Genomic DNA, 23,079 nt, shown 5'->3' on the forward strand with positions numbered 1-23,079 from the left:
GATCATTAATCACTTATCATATATATATAACAAAAGATGCTCAGTATAGCTATATTCCGATAAATTACTCATTACTAATTATTCATTACTTATAAAAATATGGATGCCAACGAAATTCTAGACTATTGTCTTGCCAAAAAAGGAGTTACAGAAACTTTTCCTTTTGATAATGAAACCCTTGTCATGAAAGTAGGGACAAAAATGTTTTTACTGATGGGGTTGGAGAGACAGCCATTAGAAATTAATGTAAAGACCGATCCCGAATGGAGTGCAGAACTTCGCGAACAACATCCACAGATCACCGGCGCATTTCATATGAACAAAACCCATTGGAACTCAGTATTGTTGGATGGTTTAAAAAGAGATTTGATCTTTACAATGATCGATCAGTCCTATGAATTGGTTTTTAATTCATTAACGAAAAAAGCGAAAGAAGAAATTGTAAATTCTTAGAATTGAAACTCCCGGGTCAGCCTTTTATCCTCATCCAGTCTCTCAATCAATTTTTCAAGACCTTCAAACTTGATCTCATCATGAAGAAAATCCCTGAATCTCACCGTGATGTTCTCGTCATAAATATCTCCTTCAAAATCAAGGATGTAGACTTCAACGGTTAGTTTTTCACCATTGACAGTAGGATTGGTCCCAATGCTCAGCATTCCTTTGTATTGCTGGCCTTGTACCTCTGTTTCTACAATATAGGCTCCTTTCTTAGGAAGAAGTTTAATAGATTCTGTATCAATATTAGCGGTAGGATAACCGATGGTTCTTCCGATCTTTTTCCCGTGAACTACCGTTCCGGAGACAGAGTAGGAGTACCCCAGCATTTCGTTGGCTGCTTTAATATTGCCTGTAAGAAGGGCATTACGTACTTTGGTTGAGCTGATATTATTTTCGTGGATATTGATGGCCTCCATCTGTTCCACATCGAAGTCCAGTTCTTTGGACAGTTTTTGGAGAAGTTCGAAATTCCCGCTTTTATTTTTTCCGAACGAATGGTCGTATCCTATAATAAGGTATTTTACATTCAGTTTATCAATCAGGATCTGGCGTACAAATTCTTCTCCCGTAAGATTTCTGAACTCATCATCAAATTCTTTCAGAAATAAATGATCGATGTTGTATTTTTCGATCAGTTCCTTTTTTTCATCTATCGTATTGAGAAGTTTGAGATCCTCATTCGGGTTAAAAACAAATCGCGGGTGTGGCCAGAAAGTAAGGATCGCTGTCTCCAGATTATTCTCTGTACCTACTTTTATCAGTTCGTCGATGATACTTTTATGCCCGAGATGTACTCCGTCAAACATTCCTAAAGACAGTGCTAAAGGCTTTTGAGAGGAATAATCTTTAAAATTCTTGAAAACTTTCAAAACGGAAAAATTTGACTGCAAATATAAAGATAATGTAGCAATGTACCAATTTACCAGTGTATCAATATTTTCACTAAAGAACATTGTTATACTGCCAAACCGCCAGATTGAGAAATTAATAAAAAGTATGATAAAAATCTTTTTTTTACCAATTGTGAGTTTATCAAGAATCATTATATTTGCACCAAGAAAAAATTTAGCAATGGCAAACCAAATTAAAGGTAAAATTTCTCAAATTATTGGTCCGGTAATCGACGTAGTATTTACAGATGTGGAAGTAATTCCAAGTATCTATGATGCGTTGGAAATTACAAAAGGGAACGGTGAAAAAGTAGTCTTAGAAGTAGAGCAACATATTGGTGAAGATACAGTAAGATGTATCGCAATGGATGCTACAGATGGTCTTCAAAGAGGGCAGGAAGTAATCGGATACGGAAATCCTATTACAATGCCAATCGGTGATGCTGTAAACGGAAGACTATTCAACGTTGTTGGGGATGCTATCGACGGACTTCAAAATATATCTAAAGAAGGTGGTCTGCCTATTCACAGACCAGCTCCAAAATTTGATCAACTTTCAACTTCTGCAGAAGTTTTATTCACAGGTATTAAAGTAATCGACTTAGTTGAGCCTTACGCAAAAGGGGGTAAAATTGGTTTGTTCGGTGGTGCCGGTGTAGGTAAAACAGTATTGATCCAGGAGTTGATTAACAATATTGCAAAAGGACACGGAGGTCTTTCAGTTTTCGCCGGAGTAGGTGAAAGAACGAGAGAAGGAAATGACCTTTTGAGAGAGATGTTAGAATCAGGTATTATTAAATACGGTGATGATTTCATGCACTCTATGGAAAACGGAGGTTGGGATCTTTCAAAAGTAGACCTAGAGGCGATGAAAGAATCTAAAGCTGCATTCGTTTTCGGACAGATGAACGAGCCGCCAGGAGCAAGAGCTAGAGTAGCACTTTCTGGTCTTACATTAGCTGAGTACTACAGAGACGGTGGTGAAAGCGGACAAGGTAGAGACGTACTTTTCTTCGTAGACAACATCTTCCGTTTTACACAGGCTGGTTCTGAGGTATCTGCACTTCTTGGTCGTATGCCATCTGCGGTAGGTTACCAACCAACACTTGCTTCTGAGATGGGAGCGATGCAGGAAAGAATTACTTCAACTAAAAACGGTTCAATTACTTCAGTACAGGCCGTTTATGTACCTGCGGATGACTTAACTGACCCGGCTCCTGCAACAACGTTTGCTCACTTGGATGCAACTACAGTACTAGACAGAAAAATTGCTTCATTAGGTATTTATCCAGCTGTGGATCCATTGGCATCTACGTCAAGAATCCTTGCTCCGGAAATTATCGGTGCAGAGCATTATGACTGTGCTCAGAGAGTAAAAGAAATTCTTCAGAGATATAAAGCACTTCAGGATATCATCGCGATTCTTGGTATGGAAGAACTTTCAGAAGAAGATAAATCTGTAGTTTACCGTGCAAGAAAAGTTCAGAGATTCTTATCTCAGCCTTTCCACGTAGCTGAACAGTTTACAGGTATTCCGGGATCATTGGTAGATATCAAAGATACTATCAAAGGTTTCAACATGATCATGGATGGTGAATTAGACCATTTACCGGAAGCTGCTTTCAACTTGAAAGGAACGATCGAAGAAGCTATCGAAGCAGGACAAAAAATGTTAGCTGAAAACGCGTAACTAGATAAACAGAATAAAGAAAAAAGAGTAAAGACACTGTCTAATTCTTTTTTCTTTTCTCTTTTCTCTTTAATCTAAGAAATATGAATATAAAAATTTTAACACCAGAGTACGTAGTTTTTGAAGGAGAAGTAGAATCAGTATTATTGCCTGGAAAGAATGGTGAATTTCACATCATGACCAACCACGCAGGAATCGTTTCTTCTTTGATCGGGGGGAAGGTGAAACTTTTTACCAATTCTGTTGGAGAAGCTTATGCTAAAAACCTTACTAAGGAAAATGATAAAGAGTCAGTTTTCTCATATCCTATCAAAAGCGGTGTTGTAGAATTTAATCATAATAAAGGAATCATCCTTTGTGAATAATTAAATGAAAAGCTAAATATATTTTCAAGAAAGTGTAACTTTGGTTACACTTTTTTTATGTGTAAAAGTCTGATTTTATGAAGAAAAGTACAATCATATTCTTTACCATTCTGGGAATCTTAACCAACGCCCAGAATTTCAAAACAAAGAGAGGAATTGTAAGCCTAGATGGAATTCATGTCGCTAAGATCGCCAATAAGTCTAATACTTATACTTTTATGGATCTCAATGAAACGCCGATGTATACCATCGAGTTTGTGGATAAAAGTGTAGTGGATTCTGTAAGAGATAGTTACATCAAGTTAAATCGGGTTTATAACAGGGATAAAGTCATAGAGATGGACTATATTTCTCCGTCTGCATTTTCGGGGGAAGAAAAATCAGCTGTGTATACTTCGATAAAAGGTTTAAAAATCATCGATAACAAAGGGATTAACATCAAGAATTTAGACGAAATTTTTAAAAATGTTCCCAAAAGAAAACTGGATTCCAAGACAAAAGACGCTTATACCACCAGAAGTAAAATCGATAAAATGAATATCGAGGTGAATAAAGTAGGAGAGATCCTGTCTAATGGTGTTCCAGTAGGATATTTTACAAACCTTCCCGTAAGTTTCGGCTCAGAAGATACGATTATGGATAAGACATTTATAGATATCGAGGTTTATGATGCTAAAAGTAAATACATCGGAAAATATATTACCACGACCAAACAGATTAAAACCGCCAACGGAAAAATTTTTACGATTTACAGGGAAATGTCGGGCAGAGCTGCCTTATTAAAATTTCCAACCTATAAAGCTATTGCAGAACGAATGGCGATGATGGACCCGAATTTTATTAAAGTTCAGGAAAAAGTTACGGTCGGTCCAGTTCAGAAAGAAAGCGCTGAGAAATAAAAAATAGATTGGATTTTAGTCAAAAATCATAAAATCCCGGAAAATAAATTTTCCGGGATTTATTTTGTTCAAAAATTACAGACTTAAAATGACACCATTTTCCTTAAGTTGCTGCATCGGTTTTGAAAACCAAAACAGTTCAAAATCTTCAAAATTTTCTTCAAACTGATTCTTAAGTTGCTGAGCTGTAATTTTTTTCGGATTTTCTATAGAATTTTCTTCCAGGACTTTCATCAGCCATTCTGCTTTATCCTGCTCCAGATCGATCTTTACAATATTTGTTTTTAAGTGGAATGTAAGAAGCGTATATGGCCCGGAGTACTTCTTTTTATTTTTTACACGATTCTCAGCGATTACGTTTTTGCTTAAAAATACTACTTTTGAGTTGCCTTTAAAGCCAAATTGATTTTCATCCAAAAGACAGTCGTGAATATGATCGGGATGAACCTGGGTTCTTGGAATTTTAAAATCAAACCAGTCCTGAAGTGGAAATTCAAAATTGATTCCGTGCATATAATTGAAAAGAGACTTTTTCAGCCCGAAGCTGAATTTGCTGTGATCAATTCCGGTTTTGTCTTTAAAATCAATATCATTGTTGGCAAACAGAATTTCTTCCTTCACGGGAGTCACTCCAAATGCTTCAGGATTAATTCCAACAGGCGAGTGGGCAGTCATGGCAAACTGATGCCAGAAAGCACTTTGCAGAATTCCCATTTCAAACATCTGCCTTACCATCTCCAAAGAATCCACAGTTTCCTGAATAGTCTGGGTCGGGTAGCCATACATCAGATATGCATGGACCATGATTCCGGCCTCGGTGAAATTTCTGGTCACTCTGGCAACCTGTTCTACCGAAACACCTTTATCAATTAATTGCAATAACCTATCGCTGGCTACTTCAAGTCCTCCCGAAACCGCAACACATCCTGACATTTTTAAGAGGTAACATAAATCGCGGGTAAAACTTTTTTCAAAACGGATATTCGTCCACCAGGTGACAACTAGATTTCTCCTTAAAATTTCTAAGGCTACTTCGCGCATCAATGCCGGTGGTGCCGCTTCATCTACAAAATGGAATCCGGTTTCACCTGTTGTTTTGATGAGCTCTTCCATTCTGTCGACCAGAATTTTGGCTGAAATTGGTTCATAGATTTTGATATAGTCTAAAGAAATATCGCAGAATGTACATTTTCCCCAGTAGCAGCCGTGGGCCATCGTGAGCTTATTCCATCGTCCGTCGCTCCATAAACTGTGCATCGGATTGGCAATTTCTATAACCGAAATATATCGATCCAGCTGTAAATCCGTATAATCCGGAGTTCCGATATCCGCTTGTTTATAGTCGTGTCTTTTTGAATTATTTTTATAGGTAACCTCTTGGTTTTCAATTAAAAATGTTCTTTTGTACTCCGCATCTTCTGAAGGACTTAATACATTGCTGCAGAGAAGCTCAAGGGGAAGTTCACCGTCATCAAGGGTAATAAAATCGAAAAATTCGAAGACTCTCTGATCTTTTACCTCCCTTAATTCGGTATTCGGAAAACCTCCGCCCATCGCGGTTTTGATGTGAGGATAATGTTTTTTAATGAACTGGGCACACCTGAAACCGGCATATAAATTTCCCGGAAAAGGAATAGAAAAACACACCAGTCTGGGCTGAATCAATTCCAGTTTTTCCTGCAGAATCTTTAAGGTGAAATAATCAATAAATGTCTGATCCCCTGATAGTTTTGAATATAATTCGTCAAAAGAATTCGCACTCTTTCCAAGACGTTCCGCATACCTGCTGAATCCAAAATCAGCGTCAATATTCTCAACAATATAATCAGAAATATCCTCCAGATAAAGCGTTGCAAGGTGCTTGGCCTTATCCTGAAGCCCCATATTTCCAAATGCAAAATCCATGTCGTCCAACTGATTGAAACGGGAAGCTTCAGGAAGGAAGTTCATGCTGCAGATCTGTCTGGCCAGTGTAGGATTTTTGCCCTGCAGGAAAGGAATAACCTGATCTATCGTTTTCAGATACTCTTCCCGGAGTGCATACATTCTTTGTGAATTTTCTGAGATTTCCTGAAGATTAACCTGCGTGTTGAAAATTTTCTCAATCCCGTTTCTTGAAAATAATTCCAAAATAACATCCAGCCCCAGATCAGTCTGATAGCTGGAAATATCTTTGGTATTCAAAAAGCCTTTTATATAGGCTGTTGCAGGATAAGGTGTATTGAGCTGGGTAAAAGGCGGAGTGATAAGAAGCAGATCTTTCAACAGGAAATTTTTCAAATTTATTTACATTTAATCGGAGTTTAAATAATTGTATAACAGTATTTTAACGATATTGTTACAGTCCGTATCTTCCCTCAGATTGCGAATGCAAAGATAGGCAATTTGTAAGGTATACTGCAAGTGACATTATTGAATAATATACCTATTGATGAGTTGTGAAATTTAGACTGTATTTATAGAAATAGAGAGTTCGGTTCTTTGATTTCAATATATTTCAGGAAAGATTCTTCATCAAAAAATCCGTTTTCATCAAGGATTTCAGGAATAAGTGTAGATGCTTCATTTCCACGTTCAAGGGCTTTATTTTCTATTAATCTTCCTGATCTTCCTTCTATTGTATTGTGAAAGCTGAGTAAATATTCGGAATATATTTTACTCTCTGAAACAGTATATTGCCCATCTTCTGCAATAAGCGAAATGTTTATATTTCCTTCGATGTACGTCTGATGATCATTAGCAGAGGCACCAAACAAGACATTGCAGGAGAGACTTCCCGAGGAAAATAAAGAACCGTTAACGATAATATTTTTAGCTTTTATATCACCCATAACGATAAGCGTAACGTATTCTTCAACGAAAAGATTTCCGGTTAAATGAATATCGTTTTCAATAAGAATAATGATAAAGCCGTCACCCGGTTCAGTAACTAAATCCAAAGCAGTTGTGCTTTCATTTTTCATAAGAAAAATATCAGGGTCGTCATTCTCAGTGTCCAGCTGCAGCGCTGTTTCTCGCATTTTTTCCACTGTTTCGGCATCCATTATTTCAAGAAATTCAGATAAACTGTCTTCATCCCAATCGTCTCCGCTGGTGAACATCAATTCTAACGATTCTTCAATGGTAGTATATAATCTTTCTGAAGTTTTTTTTACCTTCTGATTTAATTGTTCTCTTGTTAGTTTTTCTGTTCTTGTCATTGGTGTTCGGGATAAAATGAGCAAAATATATCTGTATAGATTATGATACAAAAATAGATTAAAAAACCATTGAGGAATTAAAAGTAAGTTTAAAATTAAGTTAAGAACAGTCTCCCCAATTTCTAATTCAGTTTTTTTTGATATATTGTCATAGAGATTGATTTTATTAATCAAACACACCTATTCACAATGTCCAAAGAAACCGCTCCGCTTATCAGTTATTTTAAAACCTATATTCCTCTGTCAAAGGAAGAAATTGATGTATTGGAAGAAAGAATAACCGAGAGGAGAATCAAAAGAAAACAGTTTATCCTGCAGGAAAATGAGGTGTGTCAGTATTATACTTTTGTGGTTTCCGGATGTTTTAAAATGTTCAGCGTAGATCAGGATGGAGTAGAACATAACCTACAGTTTGCTTCTGAAAACGACTGGATCGTAGATATTGACAGTTTCCACAACAAAAAGCCCAGCAAATTACACATCGTTGCCCTTGAAAATTCTGTTGTACTGCAGATTGAAAAGAATGATCTGTGGTTTCTGTATACCTATTATCCAAAATTTGACCGCAACTTCAGAATAATCATTGAACACAAATTTATCGAACTTCAGAACCGTATGCTCCAGAATATCAGTGCTACGGGAGATGAAAAGTATGAATTTTTCCTTAAACAGTACCCACAGCTGGCCAACCGCCTTTCCAATACACAAATCGCTTCATACCTGGGAATTACCCCTCAGTTTCTAAGTAAAATCCGGGCTAAAAGAATAAAACAGTAAGCCGTTTTATGAAACTATGTTAAGAATTCACCTTACCAAATGTCAAGATGTTTTCTTAAACTTGTTTGCCGGTTTTTCACCGTTATCTGTGCTAATTTTGACCCATACAAAAACATTAAAATTTACAAAAATGGAAACACAGAAAAAAGTAGCGGTTATCGGATTGGGAAATATCGGTAAAGCGGTAGCGAATAATTTAGTAAGCAATAAGCATAACGTTATCGTAGCCACAAGAAATGTAGACGAAGCGAATGATTTCGCTGCGCACTCAGGTGGATTTGCAAAAAGCACAACAATTGAAGAGGCGATCAATACGGCGGATATTATTATACCTGCGATATGGTTTGGTTCTTTTAAGGATTTCTTTAATGACAACGGAAACATTTTACAGGGTAAAATCATTATTGACGTTTCTAATCCAATTGCCCCGGACGGAAATGGCGGATTTAAAAAAATCATCGGAGAAATGGAGTCAGCAGGAGAGTTGAACAAGGCAATTCTTCCTAAAGGGGCCAAATTGGTAAAAGCCTTCGGAACATTGGGTGCAGGAACATTGGCGTCATCTTCTAATCAGGAACCTGAAAAAGACGTATTATTTTATGCATCTGATGATATGGAAATCAATAATGATATTGAAGAAGTGATCCGAGAAACGGGTTTTGAGCCTTTGAGAGTGGGAGGTATTGATCAGTCGATCCGTATTGAAGTTTTCGGAGATCTTCATGAATTCGGAAATCTGGGGAAAACGGTCAATATAGAGGAAGCTAAATCCAAACTGTATTGAAAAAAATCTTCATGGCAGCTCAGATACATGTTTAACCAATCGAAATAAAAAAATGTCTGACCAACGTCAGGCATTTTTTAAAGTTTTATATGAATTGCGTTTTGACTTTCTGTTGTCCGCCATCACATTGAGGATCACGCCTAAAAGAATCAGTGTGATGCCAATGAGTAAATTGGTGGTGAACTGTTCATGAAACATAAAAACACTCACCAATACGGCAACTACCGGTTCCAGTGCTCCCAGAATAGCGGTGGGCGTAGATCCGATATATTTTATAGCGTAGACCAAACACAGGCTGGAAATAACCGTTGTCAGGAAGGCAAAAACAATGAAATTTAAAAACACAGAGACTGAAGGAATAGCAAAAGATTCACCTTCAGCCGATGCCTTTATCATAAAAAAGGCTGAAGTGAAAAGCATGGAGTAGAAGGAAAGTTTAAAACCTGAAACCTTCAGATCGGATTTATTCACGATCACCATATAAAGCGCATAAAACAATGAACTCAGCATGACAATTCCGAGGCCGGCAAAATTGATCTCGAGACCTTGTCCTTTTAAGCATAAAACGATCACTCCCGCAAAAGCGAACAACAGTGACAGTACAGATAGTTTGGTCAGTTTTTCCTTATAAAAAAAGAACATGATCAAAGCGACAATGACCGGGTAAATGAACAAGACCGTGGAAGCGATTCCCGGTGTCAGAAAATCATAGCCGATGAACAGAAATTCTGAGGACAGGGCATAGCAGACTCCCAGCACAGATAAAATCAACATTTCTTTTTTGTTGATCTTTAGACTTTCTTTGGAATACAGCAGATATCCTCCGACCATCAAAGCCGAAAATAAAAACCGGTAGAACAAAGTAATGTCCATTGAAAAATGTGCCTTCTTCAGCGGCAGGATAAAAATCGGGATCAATCCAAATGAAACCGACGACAAAACTCCCAACAGATAACCCTTAAATTTCATTTGCTATTTATTTTATAAAAAACCACTGAAATAATTCAGTGGTTTTTAAGATGTATATGATGATATCGATATTACATTTGTTTGTACTCGATATTCATCTGTTTTTCCATTTCTCTGTAGTGTCCGGAAGTTAGTTTTTCACGGATACCATCGAAAGCAGCTAATGTTTCATTAATTTCTGAATCTGTATGCGATGCAGTAGGGATCAGTCTTAGTAAGATCATTCCCTTAGGAATTACAGGATATACCACCACTGAAGTGAAAACGCCGTAATTCTCTCTAAGGTCTTTAGCAAGAAGGGTAGCTTCAATTGTAGTTCCTTCTATGAAAACAGGTGTTACGCATGTATTCGTGTTTCCAAGGTTGTAACCTCTCTCTTTCAGACCGTTTTGAAGTTTATACACATTCTCCCACAATTTAGCTTTAATTTCGGGACGTGTTCTTAAAAGCTCCAGTCTTTTTAAACCTCCTACTACCATTGGCATGGTCAGGGATTTAGCAAAAATCTGAGAACGAAGATTATATTTTAAGAATCTGATGATCGTTTCATCTCCGGAAAGGAAAGCTCCAAAACCGGCCATAGATTTAGCAAAAGTAGAGAAATAAACATCAATCTGATCCTGACATCCCTGCTCCTCACCAGCTCCTGCCCCGGTTTTACCCAAAGTTCCGAAACCGTGTGCATCATCGACTAATAGTCTGAAATTGAATTTAGATTTTAAATCGCAGATTTCTTTCAGTTTCCCCTGCATTCCTCTCATTCCGAAAACACCTTCAGTAATCACTAAAATTCCGCCTCCGTTTTCTTCTGCTACTTTAGTGGCTCTGGCTAAGTTTTTCTCTAAACTTTCTATATCATTGTGCTTGAACGTAAAGCTTTTCCCCATGTGAAGACGAACTCCGTCTACGATACATGCGTGAGAATCAGCGTCATATACAATAACGTCGTGTCTTGTCACCAATGCATCGATAGCTGAAACCATTCCCTGGTAACCGAAATTCAATAGATAAGCAGCTTCTTTCTGAGTGAATTCTGCCAATTCTTTTTCCAATTGCTGATGTTGCTGGGTTTCACCTGACATCGCTCTTGCACCCATCGGATAAAACATTCCGAATTCTGCCGCCGCTTTGGCATCAGCTTCTAAAACTTCCGGATGGTTACAAAGTCCTAAATAATCGTTTGCACTCCAGAAAATTACATCCTTACCTTGAAATTTCATTCTTGGACCAATTGGACCTTCCAGTTTTGGGAAAACAAAATACCCTTCAGCATAATCTGCAAATTGTCCCAACGGACCTGGATTTTGTTTAATACGTTCAAAAATATCTAACATTTTGTATAGTAATTTTTAAGTGAAAAAGTCTTTTCTGTAAAACACAAAAGACTTTATTGGTATCGTGGTTTATATATTTCTATTTGATGAATTCCGTTTTGAAAACTTCATCGTAGTTGTGTACGCAGTTATTCACAAAGCCCTGTTCGGCCATCCATTTGTCACTGTATACCTTCGTGATATACCTCGAACCGTGATCCGGGAATATCAGGACAATGATATCGTCTTTGGTAAGTTCGTGAGACTGCGCATACTGGATCAGGGCCTGGGTAACGGCTCCTGTAGTATATCCACCCATGATAGCTTCTTTAAGTGCTATTTCACGGGTTCTGTAAGCAGACATCTCGTCATTTACCCTTACGAATTCATCTACCTTATCAAAAAGTAGGGCAGCAGGGATCAAATTTTTCCCCATTCCTTCGATCTGGTAAGGATGTACATCTTCTTTATGGATCTCTCCGGTTTCGTGATAGCTTTTCAGGATAGACCCGTCAGCATCCACACCGATGATCTTGACAGCAGGATTTTTCTCTTTTAGAAATTTCCCTGAACCGGACAATGTTCCACCTGTTCCAGTGCAGGCAAAAAGGTGTGTGATCTTACCCTCTGTCTGCTCCCAAATTTCAGGACCTGTAGTCTGGTAGTGTGCATCAATATTCAACTCATTAAAATATTGATTGATGTAAACTGAATTTGGTGTCTCTGAAGCTATTCTTTTAGCTACTTCATAGTATGATCTCGGATCGTCTGCCGCTACATTGGCGGGACAAATGTATACAGTAGCCCCTAATGCTTTTAAATAAGCAATTTTCTCAGGCTTTGTTTTATCGCTTACCGCCAGAATACATTTATATCCTTTAATAATACAGACCATCGCAATAGAAAAACCGGTATTTCCGGAAGTAGTTTCTACAACCACTGAATCTTCCTTTAATAAACCTTTTTGTTCAGCGTTTTCTATAATATGAAGTGCTATTCTATCTTTTGTGGAATGTCCAGGATTATATGATTCTAACTTGGCATAAACGGTTGCAGGAATATCTTTTGTAACAGTATTAAGCTTCACCATAGGAGTATGTCCTATTAGGCCAAGAATATTATCGTAAACATTACTCATTATTTGTTATTTTCAATAAAAATCTGACCGCAAAAATACAAAAAAATAAATAATTACTAAACTTTTGTTTGATTTCAAACCTGCGATTCGGCAAAATTTATTTTCTGATTTGCAATCTTACGCGAAGTACGATCACAAATACTACGCCAAATTTTTTAAATTTTGTTAAAAACACCATAGAATGCTATAAAAGCCTTATTTTCGCGTAATTGATTTAATACTATGAAAAATTGGACTTTTAAGCAATGGAACACCGTTTTAGGATGGGTGATTTTCGTCATTGCATTTTTCACGTACTTGTCGACCATAGAACCCAATTTCAGTTTCTGGGACTGCGGCGAGTACATTTCCTCAGCTGTAAAACTTGAAGTAACGCACGCTCCCGGAGCGGCTTTATTCCAGATCGTGGGTGCCGTGGCAGCCATTTTTGCTTTAGGAAAAGGAGAAAATTACTCTATCGTCATCAATGCGATGTCTGCATTGTTCAGTGCACTGACGATTTTATTCCTATTCTGGACGATTACACATTTTGTAAGAAGACTTTTAAACAAGGATTTTGATGAAGTAACGAAGCACCAGGAAATTTCTATTCTTTTTGCAGGAGCAGTAGGAGCATTGTGCTTCACGTTCTCAGATACCTTCTGGTTCTCTGCAGTGGAAGGGGAAGTATATTCTATGGCTTCTATGTTTATCGCCTTGCTGGTGTGGCTGATTACGAAATGGGAAAACGAGTACCTGGCAAAAGACAGCGAAAGATGGATCATCCTTATTTTCTTTGTATTAGGACTTTCTGTAGGAGTACACATGATGGGGATGCTTGCAGTACCGGCAGTATGTCTGGTATATTATGCAAGAAATTACAAATTTACCTGGAAAAACTTTATCTGGGCCAACGCGATCACGCTGGGAATTTTGATCATTGTTTTCAAAATTATTTTCCCACTGATCATGACGATGTTCGGAAGACTTGAAATATTCTTCGTGAACGGACTTGGACTTCCTTTCCATTCAGGAACGATCGTCGCCTTTATTTTAATGACGGTAGCATGTTTCTTCATCATTAAATATTCAAGAAAAGCTAAGAAAAATATTTATCAGACGGCTGCATTGTCAGTGGTGTATATGATCATCGGTTTCTCATGCTGGATGGTTATTCCTATCAGAGCGAATGCAAATCCTCCGATGAACCTTAATGATCCGGATACGGCGATTGGTATGCTGGATTATTACAACAGAGAGCAGTACGGTGACTGGCCAACCATTTACGGACAAAACTATACCGCTTTTCTTGACGCGAACGGAATTGAAAAAAATGAAGACGGAAGTTTCAAGACTCAGAAAACAGGTGAGATCTACGAAAAAGATGAGAAAACCGGAACGTACAGAAAAACGGGTGACCGTTTCAACTACATTTTCAGCAAATCTCAGATCAGCTTAATGCCGAGAATGTTCAATGAAGATAAGGATGTGATGGCGAACTACATTTCAATGTACGGAGCTCCTGATTTCACCTTCAATTATGCCAATGAAGATGTAGCGGATAATCCTCAGGCGAAGCAGATTTTTGACGAATTGAGAGGGAAGTATGAAGATAAATCTATCACAGCAGCAGATTACCTGAAAGTGAAACCTTATAACCTAATCAATGTTCAGAAGCCTTCATTAGCTCAGAATATGGACTATTTCATTACATTCCAGAATGGTTATTATTTTGTAAGATACCTGATGTGGAACTTCGTGGGAAGACAGAACGACCTTGAAGGAAACATGGAAAATACCAAAGGTAACTGGATCTCAGGAATTTCTTTTATAGACAATGCTTTATTAGGAAATCAGGATAAAATGCCTGCAAAATTCCAAAATGAAAGTACGGTGAAGTTTTTCTTTTTACCACTAATTTTAGGACTGATTGGATTCTTTTTCCAGTTAAACAGAGATTTCGGAAGATTCTATGCGCTTCTTTCCTTATTTGTTTTAACCAGTGTAGGAATTGTTTTTTATACAGGAGTAAAACCATTTGAACCGAGAGAAAGAGATTATGCGATGGTAGGTTCGTTCTATGCATTTGCCATCTGGATTGGAATGGGCGCCGGCGCTATCTTATGGTTTGTCCAGTCCAAAATAAAATCTAACGGAGCCAATATCGCACTTGGTGTAGTTCTATTGGGTGTACCTTTCATGATGGGCTTCCAGAACTATAATGTCCATGACAGAAGCAACAGATATACAGCTTATGACTATGCTTATTCCGTATTGAAATCACTTCCGAAAAACGATATCCTATTTGTTTACGGAGATAATGACACCTATCCGGTGTGGGCTATCCAGGAAACGGAAAGGTTCAGAGATGATGTAAAAGTGGTGAATTTCACGCTTGCTTCTACACCATGGAATTTAGACCAGATCAAGAGAAAAACATATAACGCAGCAGGAATCCCAAGCCAGTTGACTCACGATGATTACAGAGACGGTGTCAACGACCAGATCTATATGATGAAGAAAGAAGACTGGGAAGGCGTTTTCTCTATGTTAAAAGAACAAGGGGTTCCGGATACGCAATTTGCAGGATTCAGAAAATACCTTATTCAGGATTCATTAACGCTGAAAGAGGCTGTTAATTTTATAAAGTTCAAATCTCCTGAAAAAGACGAACTTTTAAAAATGTACTTCGGTGAAGAAAAGTTTGAGAAATACAATATTCTTCCGGTAAACAAATTCATTCTTCCTGTGAATAAGGAAAATGCATTAAAGGCAGGAATCATCAATCAGGCAGATCTTCCGAACGTAGTGAACCAGATCATGATTACTTATAAAGGAAACACACTTTATAAAAACAATCTGATCATGCTTGATATGTTAGCGAACTTCGACTGGAAACGTCCAATCAACTTCTCGTCAGGAGGAATCTATGACAATGAAAATATTTTCTATCTGAACGAATATCTTCAGTTTGATGGATTCAGTTACAGATTGGTTCCTATCCATACGGCTCAGAATGTAGACGGAGATATGGGAAGAGTAGATCCTAATTCTTTATATAATGTCGTGAAAAACTTCAGATGGGGGAATTTCAAACATTTAAAGAGCCACTTTGATGAAACTGCTACTTCAAACATTATGAGCTACAGAATGTCAGCAAGCAGAGCCGCTTCAGCACTGGCATTAAACGGACAGAAAGCCAAAGCAGTGGAATTGCTTGATCTTGCCTCAAAAGAAATTCCTGCTGAGAAATTCAATGATCCACGTTCACTAAGTGCTATGGTAACAGGATACATCATTGCAGGACAGGAGAAGAAAGGTCTTCAGCTGGCAGAAATCCTTAAAAAAGGAATCTTTGAAGAGTATGATTATTATTTAAGCCTTGCTCCGGCAGATCAGAACTTTGCAAGAAGACAGATGAGAACCAAACCAATGGAATATTCCCTTGTTGTTGCTGCGGTTACAGACGCTTACAAGAAGCTTGGACAGGATGATAAAGCCTACGAATACCTTGTAAAATCCATAGAGCCGATTGATAAAAAGTTCAATACTTTCATCAAAGAGCTTCAGCAGATGGGGAAAGAAAAAGCGATGAAGGAGTCTGAAAACGTACAGAAGATCACGCCTTTCTACCAGTATCTGTTCGATGTGATGCAGCCTTTTGATTCTACTTATTCAAAAGAAAAAGAAGAGCAGATCACCACAGCGATTATCAAAGTAACACAATAAAATACTTAACAAAAACGGAACTTCGGTTCCGTTTTTTTGTTATTGGGATTCCTGAATTTTAAGATTATATTTGTCAAACTAAAAATGCGTGATGGCAAAAAATACAATTAACAGGATCCCAATCTATGCCGTAATTTTTACGGTCGTTTTAAAACTTCTTTTTTTACTGACTCATTATATTCAGGAAGATGCATTCATTACCTGGAGAGTAGCCCAGAATTTACTGGACTACGGCGTGATAGGCTTTAACGGCGAAACCAAAATTTCAGCTTCTACCACCCATCTGTATGTTTTTGTATCCTATATGTTCAATCTGATCTTCGGCAAAGAATATTTTATTGAACCTCTTTTAATTTTCAATTCTATCCTTTTTACGATTGGAACGTTATTTCTTGCCAATCTTACTCTTAAAAACCCATGGCATAAAGCTATTTTTATATTTTTAATCGGAATATTACCGCCTGCCGTAAAGATTTCTATTCTCGGAATGGAATATGGAATCCTTTTCTTTCTGGAAATGGCACTTCTGTATTATGGCTTCAGTAAAGGCAAAAGATGGGCACTTATTTTTCTGCCCGTTCTGATTATGTTTACCAGAATTGATACGGTAATTTTCCTGGGAATTGTTTTTCTGGTGGATGTTTTCTGGAACAGAAAGATGAGATGGAATTACGTTTTCGGAGGAATTTTGGGGCTTTTATCTGTATTGTCCTTCAACTGGCTGTACTTCGGAGAGCTGGTGAATAATACGATTGTAGCCAAAAAACTTTTATACGAGCATAATTTTACTTTTGAGCAGAATCTTAATTATTTTCTCGTGAGCTTCGGTAATTTCTGGGGAATGCTGAAACTTCCAGGAAACTTCAATCCGGTGACAGTCATTGTCCTGATTTTTGAACTGCTGTGTTTTATCTATCTTGTCAGAAAAAGAGAAAAGAGAAATTATTTTTTATGGATAATTTTTATTTTCGGCTGGGTAAAGCAATTTATTTTTCTCTCTCAAAAAAGCTTATTCGACTGGTACTACTGGGTTCCTCAGCTACTGCTTTTCGTTCCCGTTCTTATTTTTGTACTGGAGCAGAAAGAGAGGAGAAATCTATGGTTGTCGTTATTAGTTGTATTTTATATAATTCCGATGTTGGCTTTCCAAACCATACATGCTATTGCTACAGGAAACGGAGAATGGAATTACCGCAGAGGGATCGGATTGTTTCTGGATGCTTTCGAAAAAGATAAAAGTCAGTGGATTCTGTTGGAGCCAGCTGGATATATTCCTTACTTTTCCGGGTTAAAAACCATTGATGAAGTAGGGCTGGTGGATAAACAAATCCAGACGGAAGTGAAAAAAGACAAGGCCCATTACTGGATCAATACCGTTAAAAGCAGGAAACCTAAATACCTTCTTTCCTACAAGAATTTATTTCAAGGAAATGATGCGCTGTATTATCAGACCCATTACAAGCTGATGAAAGAATTCAGGATAAAAGACAATCTGAAAAGTGATAACCCCATCCTGGAAAAGATTTATCATCTTAAACCATCGGGAACAGATTATAATTTGTATATTAAAATGGATTAGAGAAGTTAGAAGCTAGAAATTAGAAGTTAGACGGGTGCAAACTCAATACTCTAATACTCTAATGCTCTAGAGTTCTGACTTTCTCACCTGCAACCTAATCCCTCTCACCTAATCCCTAAAAAAATGAAATACTGTGCTTTTCTCCGCGGCGTGAACGTAAAAGGAACCAATATGAAAATGGCAGATGTCTGTCAGGTCTTTAAAGAGGCCGGAATGCTGGATGTAAGTTCTATATTGGCTTCCGGAAATATTGTGTTCTCTTCTGATAAAAAAGCTGAAGATTTAAAGAAGATCTTAGAGAAAGCGATGTCTGACCACTTTTCTTACGAAGCTTTCTTATTTATTAAATCACAGGAAGAGACAGAGGTTTTCTGGAACAGCATTCCTTTTGAAAAAAATGATGATCTGCATATCTACGGATTTGTAGGGAATCCCGGAGTGGAAACTGTTTTGATGGGGGAGTTCGATGCTGCTTCCAAAACTGAAAATGAAAAGGCTGAGATCATTAATGACCTGTTTTACTGGCAGGTTCCGAAGGGGAATACTTTAGATTCTTCTTTTGGAAAGGTTTTGGGAAAGAAAAGTCTTAAAGATCAGTTCACCAGCAGGAATATCAATACTTTTGAGAAGATTTTGAAGAAAATGAGTTGATCATGTGTTATTATTTTAACCACTGATAACCACAGATGATCGCGTATCATTATTCTTTTGGATAGAAGAAGATTTTGAAGATAATAAAAACATTTCTTTTAAAAACATATAATTAGATCTGCATAATCTGTGGGATCTGTGGGAGATTATATTTTAACCACTGATTTCATGTATGAACACAGATGATTGCGTATATTTTTAATTTATTGAATATTTCCAAGAATACTTTTTATCTTTCCTAATCCCTAAAACCCTTCCCCCAATCAAACCCCTCAAATAATTTCCGATTCTGAAACTTTATAAGTATTTTTACTGAACTTTTTAATTCAAATAAAAATGATTCAGTATTTAGATAATATCCAACACAAAGATTCAAAAAACTTTTTCCTTATTGCCGGTCCGTGCATCATTGAAGGTGAAGACATGGCTTTAAGAATTGCGGAAAAAGTAATTCAGATCACAGATAAATATAATATTCCTTATATCTTCAAAGGGAGTTTCAAAAAGGCTAACAGAAGCCGTGTAGATTCTTTCACATCAATTGGTGAGGAGAAATCTCTTGAGATCCTCAGAAAGGTGGGTGAGACCTTTAATATTCCTACCACAACGGATATCCACGAAAATGAGCATGCCGCACTGGCTGCACAATACGTTGATGTATTACAGATTCCTGCATTTTTAGTACGTCAGACCGATCTTTTGGTGGCTGCAGCTGAAACGGGAAAATGTGTAACGTTGAAAAAAGGGCAGTTCCTTTCTCCGGAATCGATGAAATTTGCGGTTCAGAAAATTACAGATTCCAATAACCAGAAAGTGGCTATCATTGAAAGAGGAAATTCTTTCGGTTATACAGATCTGATCGTTGATTACAGAGGTATTCCTACCATGAGAGCATATGCGCCGGTGATTTTGGATGTTACCCATTCATTACAGCAGCCTAACCAGAGCTCCGGAATTACCGGTGGAAGACCAGATCTTATAGAAACAGTGGCCAAAGCAGGAATTGCGGTAGGAGCGGATGGAATTTTCATCGAAACGCATCCAACGCCGGAAACCGCTCTGTCAGACGGAGCAAACATGCTAAGATTAGATTTATTGGAAGATTTGTTACAAAAATTAACAAGAATCAGAGAATCAATTTTGTAATTGTTAAAAAATCCCTATTTTTAGAAATTCTTAAAACATTTCTTTTGAAAAAACTAGTTTTACCGTTGAGCCTTATGGTTCCTATGCTTATTTTCTCTCAAAATAGAAAAAGAGATACAGCAGATAAAGTAACCGATATTGAGGAAGTCGTTTTCCAGAAAAAAGTAGTCGGAAGAACGAACGACATTACCAATGTCAAGATTTCAGCAAAAGATGCTAAAAATGTAGCCTCTATAAGTGGCGGAATTGAAGGACTTCTTAAAACGCTTCCTTCCGTAAACTCCAACACAGAGCTGTCTTCCCAATATATGGTGCGTGGTGGAAACTATGACGAAAACCTGATCTACATCAATGATATTGAGATCTACAGACCTTTTCTGATCAGAAATTCACAGCAGGAAGGGATGAGTATCATCAATCCGGATATGGTGTCTACGGTCAACTTTTCAGCAGGAGGTTTTGAACCCAAATATGGCGACAAAATGTCTTCTGCCCTGAATATTTACTACCGCGAACCTGAAAAATTTGAGGTTTCCGGGGAAGCGAGTTTGATCGGAGGAAGGCTGACAACAGGTCTGGCTTCAAAAAATAAAAAACTGACCGCCTTATTTTCAGGGAGATACAGAAATACCAATCTTGTTCTGAATACTTTGAACGAGGATACGGATTTTAACCCTACGTATTGGGATTTCCAGTCATACATCAACTATCATTTCAGTGATAAATTCTCCATGTCATTCATTGGGTATTATTCCAAGAACGATTATGAGATGGTTCCGAAAGCGAAAAGTGTCACGTTCGGAAGCCTTCAGCAGCCTATTACCGTAAATATCGGATATGGCGGCCAGGAGCAGGATATGTATAAAAACATGATGGGGACTTTATCAATGAACTATAAGCCATCCGATAAATGGAAGCTTACATTGGATAGTTTTTCTTATCAGAACAGAGAAAAAGAGTATTATTCTGTCGCTTCAGGCTACGAGATCCAGACTTTTGATCCTGTGACTCAATCGCCCAATCCGTCTTTTGATGGGGGCGGACAGATAGAGCATGCCAGAAACGATCTGTTTGTAAGAACGTATGGAACCCAGTTCAGAGCTAAGTTCTCCCCTAATATCAATACCGATATAGAAGTCGGTTTCAAATACGAAAAAGAGAACCTCAATGACAATACCAATGAATGGAAGTTGGTAGACGCTGCAGGATACAGCATTCCACGTCCCATTGATGATCCGAGAACCGGAGATTCGGGAGATTTGAAGCTGTTTTATCATATTGCAGGAGTAAATAAAATAGAACCTTCAAGACTTTCCGCGTATGCTCAGTATTCTCAGAAATTTTACTGGGGAGCGAGCAAAGTATTTGTCAATGCAGGAGCCAGAGTTTCCAATTGGAGCTTCAATAAAGAAACGATCTTTTCACCAAGGTTTCAGTTTGCTATAAAACCTGACTGGGATACGGATATGCTCTTCAAACTTTCCGGAGGAATCTATTATCAGGCACCTTTCTACAAAGAAATCAAGGATCTAGACGGAAACTTTAATTCCAATATAAAATCTCAGCGTTCTATGCAGTTAATTCTTGCCAACGACTATGAGTTTTATATGTATGACAGACCATTTAAGCTGACTACAGAGGCATATTACAAGAAAATGGATGATCTGATTCCTTATTATATGGATAATGTGAGAATCCGTTATTCAGGTAAAAATAATGCGTCAGGTTACGCTTATGGAATTGACACCAGATTATTCGGGGAATTTGTTCCCGGGGTAGATTCTTGGTTGTCTGCTAGTTATGCCAGAGTGTACGAAAATATTGATGGAAGAGGAAATATTCCAAGACCTACGGATCAGAGGTTCAGATTTGCGATGTTCTACCAGGATTATATGCCGAAATTCCCGTCTATGCGAGTGAATCTTACTTTGGTATATGCAATGGGACTTCCGAACGGAGCACCTGTTTTCACAGATCCTTATCAGTACCAGAGAACACTTCCTTCTTATAAGAGAGTAGATTTAGGGCTTTCAAAAGTATTTATCGATTCCAAAAACAAGAAAAACCGTTACGGTTTCTGGGGTAATTTTGAAGAACTTACTTTAGGCGTTCAGGTTTTCAATGCATTTAACATCAATAACACGGTGGCGAACCAATGGATCACAGATTACACTTCAAGTAATTCAAGTTCGACGTATGCCGTTCCGGTGCGTCTTACGGGGCGTTTCTTCAATGTGAAACTGGAATTTAAATTGTAAAATAGAAGTTAGAAGCTAGAGATTAGAAGTTAGTAGGGATTTCCTGTAGCTTTGAAACTTGCTCAAATTAAAAAATAAACAAAAGCTTCTGAATCTTTCAGGAGCTTTTTTGCTGGGCAGAATTTTATAACAAGTATACACAATTTTATAACAGTGTTTTCACGGATATTTTTACCTTTGTCTTATCAATGAAAAAGATTCTCGCCATATTATTCTCTGTCTTCTACTTTGGGTTTTCTTCCGGAGCAGCATTCAGCGTACATTTCTGTATGGAGGAATTTGTTTCCGTAAGCCAGAAAACCACGGATATCTGTGGTAAATGTGGGGTTAAAGAAAAAAAAGGATGTTGTAAGACGGAGATTAAAGTCGTAAAAGTAGATGATTCCCAAAAATCTGATCTGCTGATGATCGACTTTTTAAGTCAGATCGCTCCAACGCTTACACAGCAGAATTTTTTCTTTGCCGACAAATCTTTTTCCGCTACAAAATTTACCCAGATAAGAATCAACGGACCTCCAGAATACAGGCCGGTTCCCATCTATCTCAATCATTGTAATTTTAGAATTTAAGATCCGTCTGTTGTCTGGTATTGTTCAGATGATCATTCCTTCGCTGACAACACGGCTCAACGCATGATGCGTTTCAATTATTCTTTATAAAATTTAATTCTAAAATTTAAAACAATGAAAAAGTATATCATTACAGCAGCCTTATCTTTATTCTCAATTATTTCACTTTCTGCACAGTCTAAAAAAGACGGTCAGGTTTCAAAACTTTACCAGAACTATATTGCTATTAAAGCAGCGTTGGCTTCAGATGATGCAGATAAAACCTCAAAGGCAGCTGCAGAATTCATCAAAACAGCTTCAACGGTTGATTATAAACTGGTATCAGAAGGGAATTTGAATATTCTCAGAAAAGATGCCACTGTTATTTCTGATGCGAGAAATATTTCCGCACAAAGAGAAACGTTTTCCAACCTTTCTGAAAATATGATTGGCTTAACAAAAGAGTTTAAACTTTCTGAAAAACCGGTTTATATACAGTACTGTCCAATGGCTGATTCAAGCTGGTTAAGCGATGAAAAACAGATCGCCAATCCTTACTACGGAAAATCTATGCTTTCTTGCGGAAGTGTAAAGTCAGAGATTAACTAATTATCGTATTTAGTTTTAAAATAATAAGTTGCATAGCTTAGGTTATATTTGACT

General features: G+C 37.6%; 19 protein-coding genes. 13 read left to right on the forward strand and 6 right to left on the reverse strand.

The annotated features are described in order from the left end of the window. The first annotated feature begins 99 nt into the window (after positions 1-99). Entirely contained in the window at positions 100-453 is a 354-nt protein-coding gene (locus LC419_RS13035) for an MmcQ/YjbR family DNA-binding protein (RefSeq protein ID WP_223607766.1), read from the forward strand. On the opposite strand, the gene LC419_RS13040 is transcribed toward LC419_RS13035, so the two are convergent. Next, the gene (locus tag LC419_RS13040; RefSeq protein ID WP_223607767.1) at positions 450-1,370 is read right to left on the reverse strand and encodes a bifunctional riboflavin kinase/FAD synthetase; all 921 of its coding nucleotides are present in this window, start codon (positions 1,368-1,370) and stop codon (positions 450-452) included. The two genes, LC419_RS13035 and LC419_RS13040, sit on opposite strands and share 4 nt — an antisense overlap. 202 nt (positions 1,371-1,572) lie before the next feature. Between LC419_RS13040 and atpD the strand changes: the two genes are divergently transcribed. The 3 genes from atpD (at position 1,573) to LC419_RS13055 (ending at position 4,345) form a co-directional block, all read left to right on the forward strand. Continuing rightward, entirely contained in the window at positions 1,573-3,081 is a 1,509-nt protein-coding gene (gene atpD / locus LC419_RS13045; RefSeq protein WP_223607768.1) for a F0F1 ATP synthase subunit beta, read from the forward strand. An 83-nt stretch (positions 3,082-3,164) separates the two neighbouring features. Beyond that, entirely contained in the window at positions 3,165-3,446 is a 282-nt protein-coding gene (locus tag LC419_RS13050) for a F0F1 ATP synthase subunit epsilon (protein WP_223607769.1), read from the forward strand. Positions 3,447-3,523: 77 nt separating this feature from the next. Continuing rightward, positions 3,524-4,345, forward strand: coding sequence for a hypothetical protein (locus tag LC419_RS13055; protein ID WP_223607770.1), 822 nt, complete (start codon positions 3,524-3,526; stop codon positions 4,343-4,345). Positions 4,346-4,420: 75 nt separating this feature from the next. Here the strand turns inward: LC419_RS13055 and LC419_RS13060 are convergent, their stop codons facing one another. Continuing rightward, positions 4,421-6,610: a radical SAM protein gene (locus LC419_RS13060; protein WP_223608241.1), complete on the reverse strand. Its 2,190-nt coding sequence runs from the start codon at positions 6,608-6,610 to the stop codon at positions 4,421-4,423. Between the two features lie 191 nt (positions 6,611-6,801). After that, on the reverse strand, positions 6,802-7,545 hold the full coding sequence (locus tag LC419_RS13065) for a hypothetical protein (RefSeq protein ID WP_223607771.1): 744 nt from the start codon (positions 7,543-7,545) through the stop codon (positions 6,802-6,804). A 189-nt stretch (positions 7,546-7,734) separates the two neighbouring features. On the opposite strand from LC419_RS13065, the gene LC419_RS13070 reads away from it, so the two are divergent. Together LC419_RS13070 and LC419_RS13075 are read left to right on the forward strand one after the other, a co-directional pair. Next, complete coding sequence (locus tag LC419_RS13070) at positions 7,735-8,322, forward strand: Crp/Fnr family transcriptional regulator (RefSeq protein WP_223607772.1); 588 nt, start codon at positions 7,735-7,737, stop codon at positions 8,320-8,322. A 130-nt stretch (positions 8,323-8,452) separates the two neighbouring features. Further along, on the forward strand, positions 8,453-9,106 hold the full coding sequence (locus tag LC419_RS13075; RefSeq protein ID WP_223607773.1) for an NADPH-dependent F420 reductase: 654 nt from the start codon (positions 8,453-8,455) through the stop codon (positions 9,104-9,106). A gap of 66 nt (positions 9,107-9,172) precedes the next feature. Here LC419_RS13075 and LC419_RS13080 read toward each other — a convergent pair whose 3' ends face one another. From LC419_RS13080 to LC419_RS13090, 3 genes are all read right to left on the reverse strand, one after another. After that, positions 9,173-10,075, reverse strand: a complete 903-nt coding sequence (locus LC419_RS13080; protein WP_223607774.1) for a DMT family transporter — start codon at positions 10,073-10,075, stop codon at positions 9,173-9,175. A 71-nt stretch (positions 10,076-10,146) separates the two neighbouring features. After that, positions 10,147-11,409: a pyridoxal phosphate-dependent aminotransferase family protein gene (locus LC419_RS13085; protein ID WP_034725487.1), complete on the reverse strand. Its 1,263-nt coding sequence runs from the start codon at positions 11,407-11,409 to the stop codon at positions 10,147-10,149. A 79-nt stretch (positions 11,410-11,488) separates the two neighbouring features. Beyond that, positions 11,489-12,526 (reverse strand): PLP-dependent cysteine synthase family protein, encoded by a 1,038-nt coding sequence (locus LC419_RS13090; protein ID WP_223607775.1) that lies wholly within the window; start codon positions 12,524-12,526, stop codon positions 11,489-11,491. A 222-nt stretch (positions 12,527-12,748) separates the two neighbouring features. Between LC419_RS13090 and LC419_RS13095 the strand changes: the two genes are divergently transcribed. The 7 genes from LC419_RS13095 to LC419_RS13125 all read left to right on the forward strand — a co-directional run bounded on the left by LC419_RS13095 (position 12,749) and on the right by LC419_RS13125 (position 23,025). Beyond that, positions 12,749-16,234, forward strand: a complete 3,486-nt coding sequence (locus LC419_RS13095; protein WP_223607776.1) for a DUF2723 domain-containing protein — start codon at positions 12,749-12,751, stop codon at positions 16,232-16,234. A 91-nt stretch (positions 16,235-16,325) separates the two neighbouring features. Beyond that, positions 16,326-17,813 (forward strand): hypothetical protein, encoded by a 1,488-nt coding sequence (locus LC419_RS13100; RefSeq protein WP_223607777.1) that lies wholly within the window; start codon positions 16,326-16,328, stop codon positions 17,811-17,813. A 123-nt stretch (positions 17,814-17,936) separates the two neighbouring features. After that, positions 17,937-18,464, forward strand: a complete 528-nt coding sequence (locus LC419_RS13105) for a DUF1697 domain-containing protein (protein WP_223607778.1) — start codon at positions 17,937-17,939, stop codon at positions 18,462-18,464. 336 nt (positions 18,465-18,800) lie between these two features. Next, positions 18,801-19,610 (forward strand): 3-deoxy-8-phosphooctulonate synthase, encoded by an 810-nt coding sequence (gene kdsA / locus LC419_RS13110; protein WP_223607779.1) that lies wholly within the window; start codon positions 18,801-18,803, stop codon positions 19,608-19,610. Positions 19,611-19,654: 44 nt separating this feature from the next. After that, a complete protein-coding gene (locus LC419_RS13115; RefSeq protein WP_223607780.1) occupies positions 19,655-21,868 on the forward strand; it encodes a TonB-dependent siderophore receptor in 2,214 nt (737 codons plus the stop codon). A 188-nt stretch (positions 21,869-22,056) separates the two neighbouring features. After that, complete coding sequence (locus LC419_RS13120) at positions 22,057-22,437, forward strand: hypothetical protein (RefSeq protein ID WP_223607781.1); 381 nt, start codon at positions 22,057-22,059, stop codon at positions 22,435-22,437. Between the two features lie 114 nt (positions 22,438-22,551). Beyond that, a complete protein-coding gene (locus LC419_RS13125; protein WP_223607782.1) occupies positions 22,552-23,025 on the forward strand; it encodes a DUF3347 domain-containing protein in 474 nt (157 codons plus the stop codon). Positions 23,026-23,079: the final 54 nt, after the last annotated feature.

The sequence above is a fragment of the Chryseobacterium sp. OSA05B genome, from assembly GCF_019970065.1.
Classification (GTDB): Bacteria; Bacteroidota; Bacteroidia; order Flavobacteriales; family Weeksellaceae; genus Chryseobacterium.